11 protein-coding genes and 1 other RNA gene are annotated in these 17,152 nt (G+C 60.6%); 2 read left to right on the top strand and 10 right to left on the bottom strand.

Annotation, left to right across the window (positions count from 1 at the left end; genetic code table 11):
• Positions 1–54: 54 nt before the first annotated feature.
• The 10 genes from AACU78_RS13505 to AACU78_RS13460 form a co-directional block, all read right to left on the bottom strand.
• Entirely contained in the window at positions 55–672 is a 618-nt protein-coding gene (locus AACU78_RS13505) for a hypothetical protein (RefSeq protein WP_106576329.1), read from the bottom strand.
• Between the two features lie 74 nt (positions 673–746).
• Complete coding sequence (locus tag AACU78_RS13500) at positions 747–1,337, bottom strand: hypothetical protein (RefSeq protein ID WP_106576328.1); 591 nt, start codon at positions 1,335–1,337, stop codon at positions 747–749.
• Between the two features lies 1 nt (position 1,338).
• Entirely contained in the window at positions 1,339–2,385 is a 1,047-nt protein-coding gene (locus AACU78_RS13495) for an N-acetylmuramidase family protein (RefSeq protein WP_106576327.1), read from the bottom strand.
• A gap of 156 nt (positions 2,386–2,541) precedes the next feature.
• Entirely contained in the window at positions 2,542–3,543 is a 1,002-nt protein-coding gene (locus tag AACU78_RS13490; protein WP_106576326.1) for an N-acetylmuramidase family protein, read from the bottom strand.
• Positions 3,544–3,760: 217 nt separating this feature from the next.
• An RNA gene (gene ffs / locus AACU78_RS13485) (signal recognition particle sRNA small type) lies at positions 3,761–3,857 on the bottom strand.
• Between the two features lie 115 nt (positions 3,858–3,972).
• Positions 3,973–5,136, bottom strand: a complete 1,164-nt coding sequence (locus tag AACU78_RS13480) for a zinc-binding metallopeptidase family protein (protein ID WP_106576325.1) — start codon at positions 5,134–5,136, stop codon at positions 3,973–3,975.
• A gap of 133 nt (positions 5,137–5,269) precedes the next feature.
• Positions 5,270–7,636, bottom strand: coding sequence for an NAD-dependent DNA ligase LigA (gene ligA / locus AACU78_RS13475; RefSeq protein ID WP_106576324.1), 2,367 nt, complete (start codon positions 7,634–7,636; stop codon positions 5,270–5,272).
• 87 nt (positions 7,637–7,723) lie between these two features.
• Positions 7,724–8,587 (bottom strand): cell division protein ZipA, encoded by an 864-nt coding sequence (zipA, locus tag AACU78_RS13470; protein ID WP_034119293.1) that lies wholly within the window; start codon positions 8,585–8,587, stop codon positions 7,724–7,726.
• A gap of 285 nt (positions 8,588–8,872) precedes the next feature.
• Positions 8,873–12,361: a chromosome segregation protein SMC gene (gene smc / locus AACU78_RS13465; protein ID WP_106576323.1), complete on the bottom strand. Its 3,489-nt coding sequence runs from the start codon at positions 12,359–12,361 to the stop codon at positions 8,873–8,875.
• 2 nt (positions 12,362–12,363) lie between these two features.
• Entirely contained in the window at positions 12,364–13,023 is a 660-nt protein-coding gene (locus AACU78_RS13460; RefSeq protein ID WP_106576322.1) for a GntR family transcriptional regulator, read from the bottom strand.
• Positions 13,024–13,303: 280 nt separating this feature from the next.
• On the opposite strand from AACU78_RS13460, the gene xdhA reads away from it, so the two are divergent.
• A complete protein-coding gene (xdhA, locus tag AACU78_RS13455; RefSeq protein ID WP_106576321.1) occupies positions 13,304–14,752 on the top strand; it encodes a xanthine dehydrogenase small subunit in 1,449 nt (482 codons plus the stop codon).
• A complete protein-coding gene (gene xdhB / locus AACU78_RS13450; protein ID WP_106576320.1) occupies positions 14,745–17,144 on the top strand; it encodes a xanthine dehydrogenase molybdopterin binding subunit in 2,400 nt (799 codons plus the stop codon). The genes xdhA and xdhB overlap by 8 nt, the downstream gene beginning before the upstream one ends.
• Positions 17,145–17,152 lie beyond the last annotated feature (8 nt).

Genomic DNA, 17,152 nt, shown 5'->3' with positions numbered 1-17,152 from the left:
CCCGGGCGTAAAAATGCCGCAACGTGCATGACACGTTGCGGCGCAGGGGTTGGCTCAGTGCTGCGCAGCAGGCTCTGGCTGCTGCGCGCCGAGGCACGGGTTGACGATCGCAAACTCATCCACAGCCGCCATCCCTGGTTTGTAGCCCGGCACCGTTACATAGCGCAGCACCCGATTGCCGGTGAGCTTCACAAATGAGCCCTCGATACCGGTGAACACCTTCTGCTGATGGCTCAACAGGTAATCGAAGATCTTGTCCTTCATCGGGACGTTGATTGCGCCACGCGGGGTGATCGGGGCAAGCATGAAGGCATCATCGTGGGTAAACACGTAGAAGGTTTCGGGTTTGCCGCGCCCATCCGTCACTTTTGCGCACATCACCTCATCGACACGCAGGGTCCTGACTGGCAGGTAGGACTTGTCCTGGTAAAGGCTGAGAATAAAGCCCTTTTTCGTCAGAACTCCCAAGCCCTGGACGGGATGGCAGATCTCCGCAATCCCGTAGGTGTAATAGCACCAGTTGGTCTCGGTGATCCCGATGATATCGGCCGGTGCGATGCCCAGGTCGTGTTCGATCCTGGCTCGGGCTTCAGGGCTTTCATAAGGGATCATCACGCAGCCGGGCAAACAAAACGCCAGCTCGGACAACCAGGCGACGGCAGGAAAACGCATACGGGACCTCCATGTCTACGGGGGGCGCATGCTACCTCAACAGCCGCCTTTGCGTGAGCGTAGAGGGTCGCGGATCAGCTTTTGGGCGCGGTCAGGCGGCTGTATTGATCCTGGCGGATCCAGCCGGTGAACGAGCGGTCCTTGGCATTGGTGAATTCAACCTGGGCCCAGCCATCCTTGTAAGCCAGTACGCCGACCACATCGTCCTTGACGATATACGGATGCTTGCCCGCGTTGTCGCCAGGGGTTTTGAGCAGGTAAGCCTTGTCGGCAGTGACCGTCACCAGGCCGATCCACTGTTTGCGGGCGGTTTGGGTCAGGTCCAGCCCGGTAGCGATTTCCGGCATCAGCACGCTGAGACAACCGGGGTGCTGGCGGCCTTGTTCCACGGTCAGCGTCACGCCGTCGGACGAGGCCGTCACGCTGCCAGGGTAGGCGTCATCGACCCAGGTCGTCAGCGCGTCGGGCGCGCCTTGCAGGTAAAACGTACAGGTGCGGGTTACGCCCTCACCCAACTCCTCCGAGTAGAAACCTTCGACTTGATGCTCAGGGGTGACCGCCAGCATCAGCCCTTCGTACTTGCCTGAGTGCAAGGCTGTTTCGTTTGCACATGCAGGCGCGATAGCGCACAACGACAAAACACCCACTGCCAGAAAACGCATCATCTTATTTCTTCCCTTCCAGTGCTTCGTAGGCCTTCTTGATACGGCGGTCATAGTCGCCGTAATCCTCGCCGTTATAGTTGCGCGCCATGGCCACATAGTCTTTGTCTTTCATGGCTTTGATCAACGCCGGGCTTTTACTGCAAAAACCGAGGAACGCCTTTAATTGGTTGCCGGCATTGATCTTTAATGCCGCGGCGAATTCAAACACGGTCTTGTAACCACAGGAGGCGTAGTTGAACCCCATGATCTGGAACATGCCCCAGGACGCTGACATCAACGCCGCTTCCTGATCCAGCGCAAAGGCGGTGGCCATGGTTTCCCAGGCCTTGGCCTGGTCCTTGTTGTTGACTTGCCACTGTGGCCCGGCCTTCCTCACGTAGATATACGACAGCAGTGGGTGTGCCTGGTCATAGATGTGCTTGGTGTACTTGCGAAACAGGTGCCCTTCAAAAGCGATCACCGGCAACTTGGCCGGCCCGAAACCGGAACGCCCGCCGGACTCCACAGTGGCGAACGCCTTGATGATATTCACCGAAATACCGCTGCCCAACTGCGTGGCGGCGTTCTGGAAGTCGGTTTCGGTGAGCGTCATGCCGCCGTCGCACGTGGGCTGGAGCATCAATTGCCGGTTGCGTCGCTCGGCCTCGACCATCGCACGCATGCGGTCCAGGTACACATTGACCGTAGCCTGCACCGCATCGGCGTTGTTATTGCCGAACGCGTTGAGAAAGCTTGGAATGCGCATCGTCGGAAACGCCTTCACCGGCACTTTCATCGCTTCTTCGATCAAGCTGTTGAACGTACGGCCGGTGGGGTCGATCACCCCATCGGGGTGCGCGTATTTAAGGTGGCGAAACTGATACTGGCTGATGCACTGCACCAACTGGCCATCGCACTTGCCGTTTTCGGCCAGCGGAAAACCCATCTTGGGAATGATCAAATTGAATAAATACTGGATGCACTGAACATCGGCAGGCAAGTTGCGCGCTTTACCCGGCGCGCCCACCGAAGCACTGATAAGACGGGGCAACCCTTGCAGGCTTTTCATCACTGACATCCTTGTAAGTTAAAGAAGTGGTGGCACTTCAATATCAATGCAGCGCTCTTGTTACACCTTGAAACAAGCGGCTGGCGGAAACTAACAAGATGGTTTTGGGTTGTCCAGTGGGCGCTTTGCACGTTGTGAAACAACCGTCATGCACGGCTACTTTTTCCTCTCCAGCGCCTCAAAGGCTTTCTGGATTCGCTTGTCGTAATCGCCATAATCCGCCCCATTGTATTGGGCGGCCATGCCCGCGAAGTCCTTGTTCTTCATGGCCTTGAACAACGTCGGGTTCTTGCGGCAAAAGCCGACGAACGCCATCAGTTGCTGGCCGGCGTTGAGTTTCATCGCGCTGACAAAATCGAAGACGCTCTTGTAACCGCAAGCGGCGAAGTTGAAGCCCATGATCTGAAACATGCCGTACGACGCCGACATCAACGCCGCCTCCTGATTTAACTTGAACGCATCGGCCAGGGTCTGCCACGCCACCGCCTGGGTTTTGTTGTTGGCTTTCCATTGCGGGCCGGCTTTCTCCCGGTAGGCGTATGACAGCAACGGATAGGCCTTGTCGTACTTCTGCTGGGTGTATTTGCGAAAGATGTGGCCTTCATACGCGATCACCGGCATCTGGGCCGGGCCGAAGCCGGATCGCCCACCCGATTCCACAGTGGCGAAGGCCTTGATGATGTTCACCGAAATACCGCTGCCCAGTGCTGTCGCGGCGCTTTGAAAGTCAGCGTCGGTCAGCGTCACACGTCCATCACAGGTGGCTTTTGTAACCAACTGCAGTGTGTCTGCTGGGGCGGGAGCAGGCGCCGGAGGGCGTGGCGGGGTTGGGGCGGCAGCGGCACCGGCCGAGTCGTTGGCCGGGGTCACGGGAATTGCCTGGCGCGCGTCTTCGAGCAGGGTGCTGAACGTTCGGCCTGCCGGGTCAATCACGCCGTCGGGGGTGGCGACCTTCAGACGACTGGATTGATAGTCCCTGATGCGCTGGACCAGCAGCGGGCCGCACTTGCCATCCACCAGCAAAGGCGACGTGGGTTTGGGGGTGATCAGGTTGAATAGATTCTGAATGGATCGAACATCATCAGAATCATTGCGGGCCTTGCCGGGGGTGCCGACGGAACCGCTGATACGACTGGGTAAACCTTGGAGGCTGTGCATGGCAATCATCCTTTCTGATTGAAGGAGTGCCATCACTTCTTTACTACTCCAGCACCACGGTCATTTTTTGAAAAAAACGCATGATTGACGCTAGCAGACGGTCGAAGGTTGTCCAGCAAAAAGCCGTCATCGCTGCACACTACAGATGGGCAGATGACTGAAGAGACATTTTTTGATTTGAAACAGAGGGTGTTGCGGGAGAGCGTTATGGAGGCAACCCCACCAGCCACACCCCGGCACACAATGTTCCCGCTGTGGCTGCTGCCTTCCGGCTCTGACCAGGTTCACGGGTAATCGTTGCGGGGGGACCGATGGGGTCACCATAACGACGCTCGCCTCTCGGCAAGCCGCGCCATTGTACCGATCTCATCGGAAGTTACAACCGTTGGTTCAGGATTAAAAAATCAAGGGGCTCAAGCACTTGTGCCGCTACAGAATCACGGCTTCATCTGCCTTGCCGCCCTCTTCCTGGATGACCAGGTGAATAAAGTGCAGCTTGGCGATCACTGCCGGCGGCAGCACAAAGGGATAAAAATCCGGCTGGCCCATGCTGCGCGACAGTTCGTTGAGCATGCCGGCCAGTTCGATCCAGGCGTTGACGAACGACAGGAACGCCGCACCGCCTGGGTGCTCAGGGTCGTAAAGGGTGCTGAGGGGAAACGGCTGGTAATCCAGGTCCATCTCACGGGCACTCATGCCAAAGCCCAGGGCGGTGTCGACGGCGTCCATCATGTGCAGGTAGTGGGCCCAGGTTTCGGCCCAGTCTTCCCAGGGGTGCATGGTGGCGTAGGCGCTGACGCAGGTTTGCTGCCAGTCGGGGCGCGGGCCGTTCTGGTAATGATGGTCGAGGGCATCGGCGTAGCTGGCGCGTTCGTCGCCGAACAAGGCGCGAAAGGGTTCGAGCCAGTGGGTATCGGCGATCAGGCGGTCCCAGTAGTAATGGCCGACCTCATGACGAAAGTGCCCAAGCAGCGTGCGGTAAGGCTCGCGCATTTGTACGCGGACTTTCTCACGGTGGGCGTCGTCGGCTTCCTTGATGTCGAGGGTAATCAGACCGTTGGCGTGGCCCGTCATGGGAGCATTGCCTTCCAGGTCGACGCCGACAAAATCGAAGGCCAGGCCGTTGTCTTCATCGACGCTCTTGGGCACCACTTGCAGGCCGAGGCTGATCAATTGCGCGACCAAGCGGCGCTTGGCGTTTTCGACTTTGCGCCAGCGCTCATGATTTTGCGCAATCGACAGGTCGGGAATGGTGCGGTTCAGACTGCACGCCACGCACAGCGGCGCCGTACTGTGCGCCGGGATCAGCCAGTTGCAGGCGGCGGGAGTGTCGAGGTTGGCACAGCGACGGAAGGCGCCGGCGTCAAGGTTGTCGTCTTGCAGCCAGGTCCCGACAACCGGGCCCGGCTGTAAAGACGATAGGCGGCTTTGCTGCGGCTGATAACCGAGCAGCGCCTGGCACGCCAGGCACTGGCTGTTGCGAAAGAACAGGGACTGGCCACAGCGGCACTGCCAGACTTTGCTGTTACGAGATGCGCCCGCCGTGAAGGGTGCTGCGATGCGTGAACTGAGTTGCTCAAAGTAGCGGAACATGGCGATCTCTCCCTGGGTGACCAAGACTAGATCATTTCCCGTGAGAGATCGTTCCACAGGCGAGGCGGCTGCGCAGCCCGACGCGGGGCAAGCCCGCTCGCCACAACAAAAGGCTCACTCCCCACACGCGCCATCAGACCGTGATGTTGTGCTTGGCCAGGAATGCCACGAACGCTTCTTCGTCCAACACCTTCAAGCCCAGCTCGCTGGCCTTGGCCAATTTCGAGCCGGCGCCCGGCCCGGCCACCACGCAGTGGGTTTTCGCCGAGACCGAACCGGCCACCTTGGCGCCCAGACTTTCGAGTTTGTCCTTGGCCACATCGCGGCTCATCAGCTCCAGAGAGCCGGTGAGTACCCAGGTGTGCCCTGCTTCGGGCAAGCCTTCGACGACCTTCTTCTCGCTCTGCCAGTGCATGCCGAAGTCCTTGAGCTGCTGCTCAATGGCCAGGGCATGGTTGGCATTGTCCTGGTTATCAAAAAACTCGCGCACGGCCTTGGCCTGCTTTTCAGGCAGTGCCTGACGCATGTCCAGCCAGTCAGCCTCGATCACGCCTTCCAGAGAGCCGAATTTATCCGCCAGTTTCTGCGCAGCGCCCGGCCCAACGCTGGGCACGTGCAGCTTGTCGAGCAAGCCGCCCAAGGTGGTGCTGGCGGCGAACTCGGCACTCAGGTCGCCCTGATCCTGCAATTGCAGGCCGCATTGCTCCGGCGACAGCAGCGCGCCAATCACCTCCTGGTTATGGCTGTCTTCAAAGAAGCTGTGAATCTCGTGCGCCACTTCCAGGCCCACGTCCGGCAAGTACGTCAGCACTTCCGGCAAGGCCTTCTGCACACGCTCCAGAGACGCCAGGGAGCGCGCCAGCACCTTGGCAGTCTCCTCGCCCACATCCGGGATGCCCAAGGCGTAGATAAAGCGCGCCAGGGTCGGGGTCTTGCTGTTTTCGATGGCGGTGATCAGCTTCTTGCTGGAAATATCGGCAAAGCCTTCCAGGTCGATGATCTGCTCGTATTTGAGTGTGTAGAGGTCGGCCGGCGAACCGATGAGTTTTTCGTCCACCAGCTGCTCGATGGTTTTGTCGCCCAGGCCATCGATGTCCATGGCACGGCGCGAGACGAAATGGATAATCGCCTGCTTGAGCTGCGCGCCACAGGCCAGACGCCCGACGCAACGGTACACCGCGCCTTCGCTGACGGTTTCCTTGCCCTTGCTGCGCTTGACCAGTTGCGTGCGCTCCACGTGGGAACCACACACCGGGCAGCTTTCGGGGACCTGCACCGCGCGGGCGTTTTCCGGGCGGCGTTCGGTGACCACCGAGACGACTTGCGGGATCACGTCACCGGCGCGGCGGATGATCACCGTATCGCCGATCATCAGGCCCAGGCGCGCGACTTCATCCATGTTGTGCAAGGTGGCGTTGGACACGGTCACACCCGCGACCTTGACCGGCTTGAGGCGTGCAACGGGAGTGACGGCGCCGGTACGACCGACCTGAAATTCGACGTCGAGCAGTTCAGTCAGCTCTTCCATGGCCGGAAATTTATGCGCGATGGCCCAGCGCGGTTCACGCGCGCGAAAACCCAGCTCACGCTGGGCCGCAATGCTGTTGACCTTGAACACCACGCCGTCGATCTCATAAGCCAGGCCGTTACGCCGCTCGCCGATATCGCGGTAGTAGTCCAGGCATTCCTGGATACCCTTGGCCAGCTTCAGTTCGTGGCTGATCGGCATGCCCCACTTCTGCAACTGCTTCAAGTTGCCGATATGGGTGTCACTGATGTCTGCGGTGACCTGGCCAATGCCGTAGCAGCAGAACTCCAGCGGGCGGCTGGCGGTAATCTTCGAGTCCAGCTGGCGCAGGCTGCCAGCCGCCGCGTTGCGCGGGTTGGCGAAGGTCTTGCCGCCGACTTCCAGCTGCGAGGCATTCAGGCGCTCGAAACCGGCCTTGGACATGAACACTTCGCCGCGCACTTCCAGGGTCGCCGGCCAGCCGCTGCCGTGCAGCTTCAGCGGGATATTGCGCACAGTGCGCACGTTGACGCTGATGTCTTCGCCCGTCGTGCCATCGCCACGGGTGGCGCCGCGCACCAGTTCGCCCTCCTGATACAGCAGGCTGACCGCCAGGCCATCCAGTTTGGGCTCACAGCTGTATTCCACCGCCGCGCCACCGCCGAACAGATCGCCCACCGGCAGGTCGAGGCCTTCGGTGACCCGGCGATCAAACTCGAGCATGGTGGTTTCGTCAAAAGCGTTACCGAGGCTGAGCATCGGTATTTCGTGCTTGACCTGAGTGAACGCCGACAACGCCGCACTGCCGACCCGCTGCGTCGGTGAATCACGCGTTACCAAATCCGGATGCTCGGCCTCCAGGGCTTTGAGCTCGTGGAACAGCCGGTCGTACTCGGCGTCCGGAATGCTTGGCTCGTCGAGCACGTGGTAACGGTAGTTGTGCTGATCCAGTTCAGCGCGCAATTGGAGGATGCGGGTATGGGCGGCGGTCATGGGTGTTCTCTCAGAAAGCAAAAGAGCAGCCGAAGCTGCTCAATATGTTAGTGCGCTTATTCTACTGACAACGCTGAAGACCAATCCTCAGCGTTTCTGTGTCAGGGCGCGACGCTCGAACTCGACGATGCGCTGACGGTAGTGTTCGATGGTCTGGGCGGTCAGGACGCTGCGTTGGTCGTCCTTGAGCTCGCCGTTGAGTTCCTGAGACAGCTTGCGGGCCGCGGCCACCATCACGTCGAACGCTTGTTTGGGGTGACGCGGGCCTGGCAGGCCGAGGAAGAAGCTCACCGCCGGGGTGCTGAACAGGTCGATATCGTCCAGATCGAAAGTGCCCGGCTTGACCGCGTTGGCCATGGAGAACAGCACTTCGCCGTTACCGGCCATGCTTTCGTGACGGTGGAAAATATCCATCTCGCCAAAACGCAAGCCGCTTTCCAGGATGTTCTGCAACAGCGCCGGGCCTTTGAAACCGGCGGCGTCGCGGCAGATCACGCTGATCACCAAGACTTCTTCCGCGGCCGGCTGGTCATTGACTGACTGGCGTGGCGCGCTTTTGGTTGGGGTCTCGTCGGGGAAATCATCATCACGGCTGCTGAAACTCGGGCCATCATCGACGTCAAGGTTCAGGTCGCCCTGATGCGGCTCGGCAACTGCGGCGCTGCCGCGTTTGCCGCGTTTGGAAGACGGTTCACGGGCTTCACGCACCGGCGCGCTCATCGACGGCAAGTCGTGTTCGTCCAGTTGCGGCTCTTTATGGGTATCCAGCACGCGAGGCGGCCCCAGCAGTTCGGCGCTGCCATCATCGTCAGGCAAGTTGGACAGGTTGCGGTCCAGACGGAACTTAAGCTTGCCCTTGCCACCGCGCATGCGGCGCCAGCCATCAAAAAGAATACCGGCAATGACAATAATGCCGATGACGATCAGCCACTCGCGCAGACCGATTTCCATGTAATCCCGTGCCTCTAATAAAAAATGCTGAAAAATAAGGGGTTTAGCAACATCCAAACCGCTTTAAAACGTGGCGCCAACTCTATGTTCTGACTGACGTTTTGCCCACGCATACGAGGAATTGACAATAAACTAGCACGACCTTCGATAACTTTACACAGTTGGCGCGAAATGTGTCGATTTGCCATGTTTTGGCCACATGGAAGAACTCTTGCGCCAGCCGTCAACCGTGAGCCTCAAGCTGCAAGCTTTAAGCCTCAAGCACTTGTAACTAGCAACTCGCCGCTAGGCGTCCACCAGCGCCATCGCCTCTTCCACATCCACCGCCACCAAACGCGAACAGCCGGGTTCGTGCATCGTTACACCCATCAATTGATCGGCCATTTCCATGGCGATCTTATTGTGGGTGATATAGATGAACTGCACGGTCTGGGACATCTCTTTAACCAACCGAGCGTAGCGTCCAACGTTAGCGTCATCCAGCGGGGCGTCAACTTCGTCGAGCATGCAAAACGGCGCCGGGTTCAACTTGAAGATCGCAAATACCAGTGCCAATGCCGTCAGTGCCTTTTCGCCACCGGACAACAAATGGATGGTGCTGTTCTTCTTGCCCGGAGGCCGCGCCATGATCGTTACCCCTGTATCGAGTAGATCTTCGCCCGTCAGTTCCAAGTAAGCGCTGCCACCACCGAAAACTTTCGGGAATAACGCCTGTAAACCGCCATTAATCTGATCAAAGGTATCTTTGAAGCGATTACGAGTTTCCTTGTCGATCTTGCGGATCACATTTTCCAGGGTGTCCAGGGCTTCCACCAGATCGGCGTCCTGGGCATCCAGATAACGTTTGCGCTCGGACTGCTGCTGGTACTCGTCGATGGCCGCAAGGTTGATCGCGCCGAGTCGCTGAATACGCGCGGCGATCCGTTCAAGTTCTTCTTCGGCTTCTTTCTCGTTGGCCTGGGCGGTCAACGTATTAAGCACGCCGTGCAGGTCGTAGCCGTCTTCCAGCAACTGGTCCTGCAGGGTCTTGCGGCGAACCGTCAGGGCCTGCCATTCCATGCGCTGCTGTTCGAGCTGGCCGCGAATCAACTGGGATTGCTGCTCGGCCTGGGTCCGGCGTTTTTCCGCATCGCGCAGTTCGCGGTCGGCGTCTTCCAGGGCGATTTGCGCAGTCTTGAGTTCTTCATCGACGGTCATGCGCTTGTCGAGCAATTCTTCGAGCTTGAGCCGCAACTCTTCCAGCGGCGCTTCGCCCTCCTCCAGGTTGAGGCTCAGTTGCTCGCGCTTTTCGGTGAGGCGTTCGGATTGCATTTCCAGGCGCTCAAGGGCCTGACGCGTGGACGCGTGCTGAGCCTGCAATGAACCGAGGCGCACCGCCAATTGGTGAGCGTGATCTTTGTGCTGGCGCGCTTCCTGGCGCACGCGGTCAAGGCGTTCGCGCAGGCTGTCGCGCTGGGCCAGCAGCAGTTCGCGCTGCTCGGTGTCCAGCGCCATGCTGTCGAGGGCTTCCTGCAGTTGCAGGCGCGCCTCACCGATCTGTTCGTGCTCGAGGGCGCGTTGCTCGCCCATCTCCGCCACTTCTTCGTCAAGACGGGTGCGGCGCAGGGTCAACTGCTCGACCTTGGCCTTGCTCGCCGACAGCTGGGCCTTGAGTTCACCTTGCTGGCGCGCTTCGTCCTGCAACAGGCGGCGCAGGTGTTCGCGGCCGGTCTCTTGCTGGCGCTGGGTGGCGCGCAGGGTTTGCAGTTCGGTTTCCAGGCGTTCGAGGGTGGCTTCGCGTTCCTCGCGCTCGGCGCTCAGGTTGACGATTTCCTGGCCACGGGCCAATACGCCGCTTTCCGCTTCGCTGGCACGGCGCACACGCAGGAAGTGGCGGCCGACCCAGTAGCCGTCGCGGCTGATCAGGCTTTCGCCCGCGCCCAGTTGGCCGCGCTGCGCCAGGGCTTGCTCCAGGGAATCCACCGGTTTGACCTGCCCCAGCCAGGGCGACAGGTCAATCGCCGCCTCAACCTTGTCCAGCAGACTGCCCGGCACGCGCGTGCCATCGGCCGCCGGGCTGAGCAAACGCAGGTCGCCCTGAGTAAAGCCGGCCAGGTCAAAGCCACCAAAATCGTCGACCAGCACAGCCTGCAGGTCGGCGCCGAGCACGGTCTCTACCGCCAGCTCCCAACCCGCTTCAACTTTTAACCCTTCAGCCAGGCGCGGGCGCTCGGCCAGATGCTGGTCGCGCAGCCACTCGGCAGTGCCGGTGCCGGGGTCCAGCGCGGCTTGCTGCAAGGCCTCCAGCGACGCCAGTCGGCCGTTCAACCGCTGCAAATCGCCCTGGGCCTGCTGCTGCGACTGGGTCGCCTGTTGCAGTTGCTGACGCAATTGCTCCAGGCGCTCCACTTGTTGTTCTTCGCTGGCCTCCAGCTCTTCCAGCGTCATCTCGCTTTCGGCCAGTTGCTCGCTCAGCTCCATGATCGCCGCGTCTTCCGGGTCGGCGGCGAGCAACACGCGCTCTTCCTGCAGACGCCGTTGACGCTCGGCCAAACGCTCCATGCTGGTTTCCAACTGCTGGATGCGCGACTGCTGCACCTCAGCCTGGCGGCGCGGCTCGGCGGATTGCAGGTTGAAAGCGTCCCACTGCTCCTGCCAGCCGTGCATGGTGGTTTCGGCTTCTTCCAGGGCGGCGGCGGCTTCTTCGGCGGCGGCGCTGGTGATTTCCTGCTCGGGGGTGAGCATGTCCAGCTCTTCGCCGAGGGTCAGCAGCAAGGTGCGGTCATGGCCCAGGTGCGATTCGGTCTCCAGGCGGGCGCGCTCGGCTTCCTTCAGATCATCTTGCAGCTGGCGCAGACGCTGCTGGCCATGCTGAATGCTCTGCTCGACACGGGCAATGTCGCCGCCCACCGAATAGAAGCGCCCCTGCACCAGATTGAAGCGCTCGGACAGGTCATGGTGACCGTCACGCAGACGCTCGATGCTGGCGTCGGCATTGCGCTGTTCGGCCACCAGCGCTTCAAAGCTGATTTCCTGGGTGCCGATGATCGCTTCGCGCTGGCCGACCTGATCGTTCAGCGCCTGCCAGCGCAGGGCCGAGAGTTGCGCCTTGAGCTGGCGTTCTTCGCCCTTGTATTCCTGATACTTCTCGGCGGCCTGGGCCTGGCGGTGCAGGCGCTCCAACTGGCGCTCCAGCTCTTCGCGCAGGTCGGTCAGGCGGGCGAGGTTTTCGTGGGTGCGGCGGATACGGTTTTCGGTCTCGCGGCGGCGCTCCTTGTACTTGGAGATGCCGGCCGCTTCTTCAATGAAATTACGCAGGTCTTCGGGCTTGGCTTCGATCAGCTTGGAGATCATGCCCTGCTCGATGATCGAGTAGCTGCGCGGGCCTAAGCCGGTGCCGAGGAAAATGTCGGTGATGTCCCGGCGCCGGCACTTGGTGCCGTTGAGGAAGTAGCTGTTCTGGCTGTCGCGCGTCACTTTGCGGCGAATGGAAATTTCCGCGTACGCCGCGTATTCGCCGATCAGGGTGCCGTCGGAGTTGTCGAACACCAGCTCGATGCTGGCCTGGCTCACCGGTTTACGGCTGGTGGAGCCATTGAAGATGACGTCGGTCATCGATTCGCCGCGCAGGTTTTTTGCCGAACTCTCGCCCATCACCCAGCGAACGGCGTCGATGATGTTCGACTTGCCGCACCCATTGGGCCCCACCACCGCCGCCATGTTACTGGGGAAGTTCACCGTGGTCGGGTCGACGAAGGATTTGAACCCCGCCAGTTTGATGCACTTGAGCCGCACGTTTAGGCGTCCGCCAACGCAGCGATGACCAATGAACAACTGCGCTGGCCATAGGCGGACAGCACCAGGCGAATCTGCGCCAGGTCACGCGCCAGCACGGCAGCGAGCAGTTGCTCGAACAGCGCCAGGTACTCGCTCATGGACGCCTTGCGTTGATCCAGCGCCAGGTAATAGGCGCGGTTCATCGCCGGCTGCAGGTTCTCGACGGTTTCCTGCAAATACGGGTTGTTGGCAAAAGGGTACGCGGCGCGCATCACGTTGAAGCTTTCTTCGACGAAGGCGCGGATGTCCTGACGCTCAAAACTATTCACCAGACGCTGCTGGATCTGCAGGAACGGCGCCATGTCGGCCTGCACCTTCCAGCCCTCGGCCACCGCATTGCCGAGCAGAATGTACAACTCGCCCATCAGCGTGCACAGGCTCTGCACCTTGTGCGCGGTGAGCTCGGTGACGTGGGCGCCACGGCGCGGCAGGATCGCGATCAGGTGACGGCGCTCGAGGATCAATAAGGCTTCACGCACGGAACCACGGCTGACATTGAGCGCCAGCGTGACTTTCTGTTCCTGGATCCGCTCCCCAGGCTTGAGATCGCCGCGAATGATACGTTCGGCGAGGTGGTGAGCAATTTGCTCGGCGAGACTGTCCGGCGCCTTGAACGTCATGTTTTCCCTTCAGAATCTTCTATCAGTACAAGCGCGGCAGTGTAGCGCATTGGCCCGCTGATGGCGCTACGCCCACGGTGGCGAATTTGGCATGAAATAAGCAGCGATGAAAAGCCAGAAGCCGTCAAAAACAACGGTTCCAGAAGACTGGACCATAATTGAAAGTGTTGTGACCGCAATTTCTTGACCTTCTGGTCAGAAAATCGTTGACCGAAAAGTCAGACATGACTAGATTCGGCGCAAAGCGGTTAACAACAATAATGAGTCTGCGAGGCCTTCCGTGATCCAGTTTTTACTCAACCAGGAACTCCGTAGTGAGCACGCCCTGGACCCCAACCTGACCGTGCTCAACTATCTGCGTGAGCACCTGGGCAAATCCGGTACCAAGGAAGGCTGCGCCAGCGGCGATTGCGGGGCATGCACCGTGGTGGTCGGCGAATTGCACCACGATGAACAAGGTGCCGAGCAGATTCGTTATCGCAGCCTCAACTCGTGCCTGACCTTTGTGTCGTCGCTGCACGGTAAACAGCTGATCAGCGTTGAAGATCTCAAGCACCAAGGCCAATTGCACAGCGTGCAAAAAGCCATGGTCGAGTGCCACGGCTCGCAATGTGGCTTTTGCACACCGGGCTTTGTGATGTCGTTGTTTGCCCTGCAAAAGAACAGCGACGCGCCCGACAGCCAAAAAGCCCACGAAGCGCTGGCCGGCAATTTGTGCCGTTGCACCGGCTACCGCCCGATCCTGGCCGCCGCCGAACAGGCCTGCTGCAACAAACCCGTAGACCAGTTCGACAGCCGCCAGGCCGAGACCATCGCCCGCCTCAAAGCCATCGCGCCAACGCAGACCGGCGAACTCAACAGTGGCGACAAACGCTGCCTGGTGCCGCTGACCGTCGCCGACCTCGCCGACCTCTACGACGCCTACCCGCAAGCCCGGCTGCTGGCCGGCGGCACTGACCTGGCGCTGGAAGTCACGCAGTTTCATCGCACACTGCCGGTGATGATCTACGTCGGCAATATCGACGAAATGAAGCGCATCGAACGCTTCGATGACCGCCTGGAAATCGGTGCCGCCACCGCCCTCTCCGACTGCTACACCGCGCTGCACCACGAGTACCCGGACTTCGGCGACTTGCTGCACCGCTTCGCCTCCCTGCAAATCCGCAACCAGGGCACCTTGGGCGGCAACATCGGCAACGCCTCGCCGATTGGCGATTCACCGCCGCTGCTGATCGCCCTGGGTGCACAGATCGTGCTGTGCAAAGGCAACGTGCGCCGCACCCTGGCGCTGGAAGACTACTTCATCGACTACCGCGTCACCGCGCGCCAGGACAGCGAGTTCATCGAGAAAATCATCGTGCCCAAGGGCCACACACTGTTCCGTGCCTACAAGGTGTCCAAGCGCCTGGACGATGATATTTCTGCGGTGTGCGCCGCCTTCAACCTGAAGATCGAGAACGGCGTGATCAACGAGGCCCGCGTCGCCTTCGGCGGTATGGCAGCCACGCCCAAACGCGCGAAAAGCTGCGAAGCCGTGCTGGTTGGCGCCACCTGGAACGCCGCGACGGTGGAGAAAGCCTGCGCCGCCCTGGCCGCGGATTTCACCCCGCTGTCGGACTTTCGCGCCAGCAAGGAATACCGCCTGCTGAGCGCGCAAAACCTGCTGCGCAAATACTTCATCGAACTGCAAACGCCGCACATCGAGACTCGGGTGACCGCTTATGTCTAACCATCACGCCGTCGTTAAAACCCAGGCCGAACTCGCCGAGCTGTTCGCCCAGGACCTGACCTCCGGGGTCGGCCGCAGCGTCAAGCACGACAGCGCCGCCAAGCATGTGTCCGGCGAGGCGCAGTACATCGATGACCGCCTGGAATTCCCCAACCAACTGCACCTGTATGCGCGCATGTCCGACCGCGCCCACGCCCGCATCCTCAGCATCGACACCGCGCCTTGCTACGCCTTTGACGGCGTGCGCATCGCGATCACCCACGAAGACGTGCCGGGCCTGAAAGACATCGGCCCGCTGATGCCCGGCGACCCGCTGCTGGCCATCGACACGGTGCAGTTTGTCGGCCAGGTGGTGTTGGCCGTCGCCGCCCGCGACCTGGAAACCGCACGCAAAGCGGCCATGGCGGCGGTGATCGAATACGAAGACCTGGAGCCGGTGCTGGACGTGGTCGAGGCCTTTCGCAACAAGCATTTCGTGCTCGACAGCCACACTCACCAGCGCGGCGACTCGGCGGGCGCGCTGGCCACGGCGAAACACCGTATCCAGGGCACGCTGCACATCGGCGGCCAGGAACACTTCTACCTGGAAACCCAGATCTCGTCGGTGATGCCCACCGAAGACGGCGGCATGATTGTCTACTGCTCCACGCAAAACCCCACCGAAGTGCAGAAGCTGGTGGCTGAAGTGCTGGACGTGTCGATGAACAAAATCGTCGTCGACATGCGCCGCATGGGCGGCGGTTTCGGCGGCAAGGAAACCCAGGCCGCCAGCCCCGCGTGCCTGTGCGCGGTGGTTGCGCGCCTCACCGGCCAGCCGACCAAAATGCGCCTGCCGCGCGTCGAAGACATGCTGATGACCGGCAAGCGCCACCCCTTCTATATCGAATACGACGTGGGCTTTGACGACACGGGTCGCCTGCACGGGATCAATCTGGAACTGGCGGGTAACTGTGGCTGCTCGCCGGACTTGTCGAACTCGATTGTCGACCGCGCGATGTTCCACGCCGACAATTCGTATTACCTGGGCGACGCCACCGTTAATGGTCATCGTTGCAAGACCAACACAGCTTCCAACACCGCGTATCGCGGCTTCGGTGGGCCACAAGGTATGGTCGCCATCGAGGAAGTGATGGACGCCATCGCTCGGCACCTGGGTCTGGACCCCTTGGCGGTGCGCAAGGTCAATTACTACGGCAAGACCGAGCGCAACGTCACGCACTACTACCAGACCGTCGAGCACAACATGCTCGAAGAGATGACCGCCGAACTTGAAGCCAGCAGCCAATACGCCGAGCGCCGCGAAGCCATCCGCCTGTACAACGCCCACAGCCCGATCCTGAAAAAAGGCCTGGCGCTGACGCCGGTGAAGTTCGGTATTTCGTTTACCGCCAGCTTCCTGAACCAGGCCGGTGCGCTGATCCACATCTACACCGACGGCAGCATCCATTTGAACCACGGCGGCACCGAGATGGGCCAGGGCTTGAACACCAAGGTCGCGCAAGTGGTGGCCGAAGTGTTCCAGGTCGACATCGACCGCGTGCAGATCACCGCCACCAACACCGATAAAGTGCCCAACACCTCGCCCACCGCCGCGTCCAGCGGTGCCGACCTGAACGGCAAGGCTGCGCAGAACGCCGCCGAAACCATCAAGCAGCGCCTGGTGGAATTTGCCGCACGCAAGTACGACGTGAGTGAAGCCGATGTGGAATTTCACAATGGTCACGTGCGCGTACGCGACCAAATCCTGACCTTTGAGAGCCTGATCCAGCAGGCGTATTTCGCCCAGGTCTCGCTGTCGAGCACCGGTTTCTACAAGACCCCCAAAATCTTCTACGACCGCAGCCAGGCGCGGGGCCGGCCGTTCTATTACTTCGCGTTCGGCGCAGCCTGCTGCGAAGTGATCGTCGACACCCTCACTGGCGAATACAAAATGTTGCGCACCGACATCCTGCACGACGTGGGCGCCTCGCTGAACCCGGCCATCGACATCGGCCAGGTGGAAGGCGGCTTTATCCAGGGCATGGGCTGGCTGACGATGGAAGAGCTGGTGTGGAACAACAAAGGCAAGCTGATGACCAACGGCCCGGCCAGTTACAAGATCCCGGCAGTGGCTGACATGCCCCTGGACTTACGCGTGAAGCTGGTGGAAAACCGCAAGAACCCGGAGGACACGGTGTTCCATTCCAAGGCCGTGGGTGAGCCGCCGTTCATGCTCGGGATTGCCTCGTGGTGCGCCATCAAGGATGCCGTGGCGAGTGTGGGTGAGTATCGCCATCAGCCCAGGATTGATGCACCGGCCACACCCGAGCGGGTGTTGTGGGGGTGCGAGCAGATGCGGCAGTTGCAGGCGGCAAAGGCTGTTGAGGCTGAAACCGAGATGGCTTCGCTCTAGGACCGAGG

Origin of the sequence: Pseudomonas sp. R9.37 (assembly GCF_963878885.1) — a bacterium.
GTDB lineage: Bacteria > Pseudomonadota > Gammaproteobacteria > Pseudomonadales > Pseudomonadaceae > Aquipseudomonas.
The sequence above is the reverse complement of the archived record's forward strand: the minus strand, read 5'-3'. Positions and strand labels throughout refer to the sequence as shown.

What these genes read in the sequence shown, in the direction of transcription:
- AACU78_RS13505 (WP_106576329.1), bottom strand. Translation starts at nt 672, where the DNA reads ATGCGTTTTCCTGCCGTCGCCTGGTTGTCCGAGCTGGCGTTTTGTTTG.
- AACU78_RS13500 (WP_106576328.1), bottom strand. Translation starts at nt 1,337, where the DNA reads ATGATGCGTTTTCTGGCAGTGGGTGTTTTGTCGTTGTGCGCTATCGCG.
- AACU78_RS13495 (WP_106576327.1), bottom strand. Translation starts at nt 2,385, where the DNA reads ATGAAAAGCCTGCAAGGGTTGCCCCGTCTTATCAGTGCTTCGGTGGGC.
- AACU78_RS13490 (WP_106576326.1), bottom strand. Translation starts at nt 3,543, where the DNA reads ATGCACAGCCTCCAAGGTTTACCCAGTCGTATCAGCGGTTCCGTCGGC.
- AACU78_RS13480 (WP_106576325.1), bottom strand. Translation starts at nt 5,136, where the DNA reads ATGTTCCGCTACTTTGAGCAACTCAGTTCACGCATCGCAGCACCCTTC.
- ligA (WP_106576324.1), bottom strand. Translation starts at nt 7,636, where the DNA reads ATGACCGCCGCCCATACCCGCATCCTCCAATTGCGCGCTGAACTGGAT.
- zipA (WP_034119293.1), bottom strand. Translation starts at nt 8,587, where the DNA reads ATGGAAATCGGTCTGCGCGAGTGGCTGATCGTCATCGGCATTATTGTC.
- AACU78_RS13460 (WP_106576322.1), bottom strand. Translation starts at nt 13,023, where the DNA reads ATGACGTTCAAGGCGCCGGACAGTCTCGCCGAGCAAATTGCTCACCAC.
- xdhB (WP_106576320.1), top strand. Translation starts at nt 14,745, where the DNA reads ATGTCTAACCATCACGCCGTCGTTAAAACCCAGGCCGAACTCGCCGAG.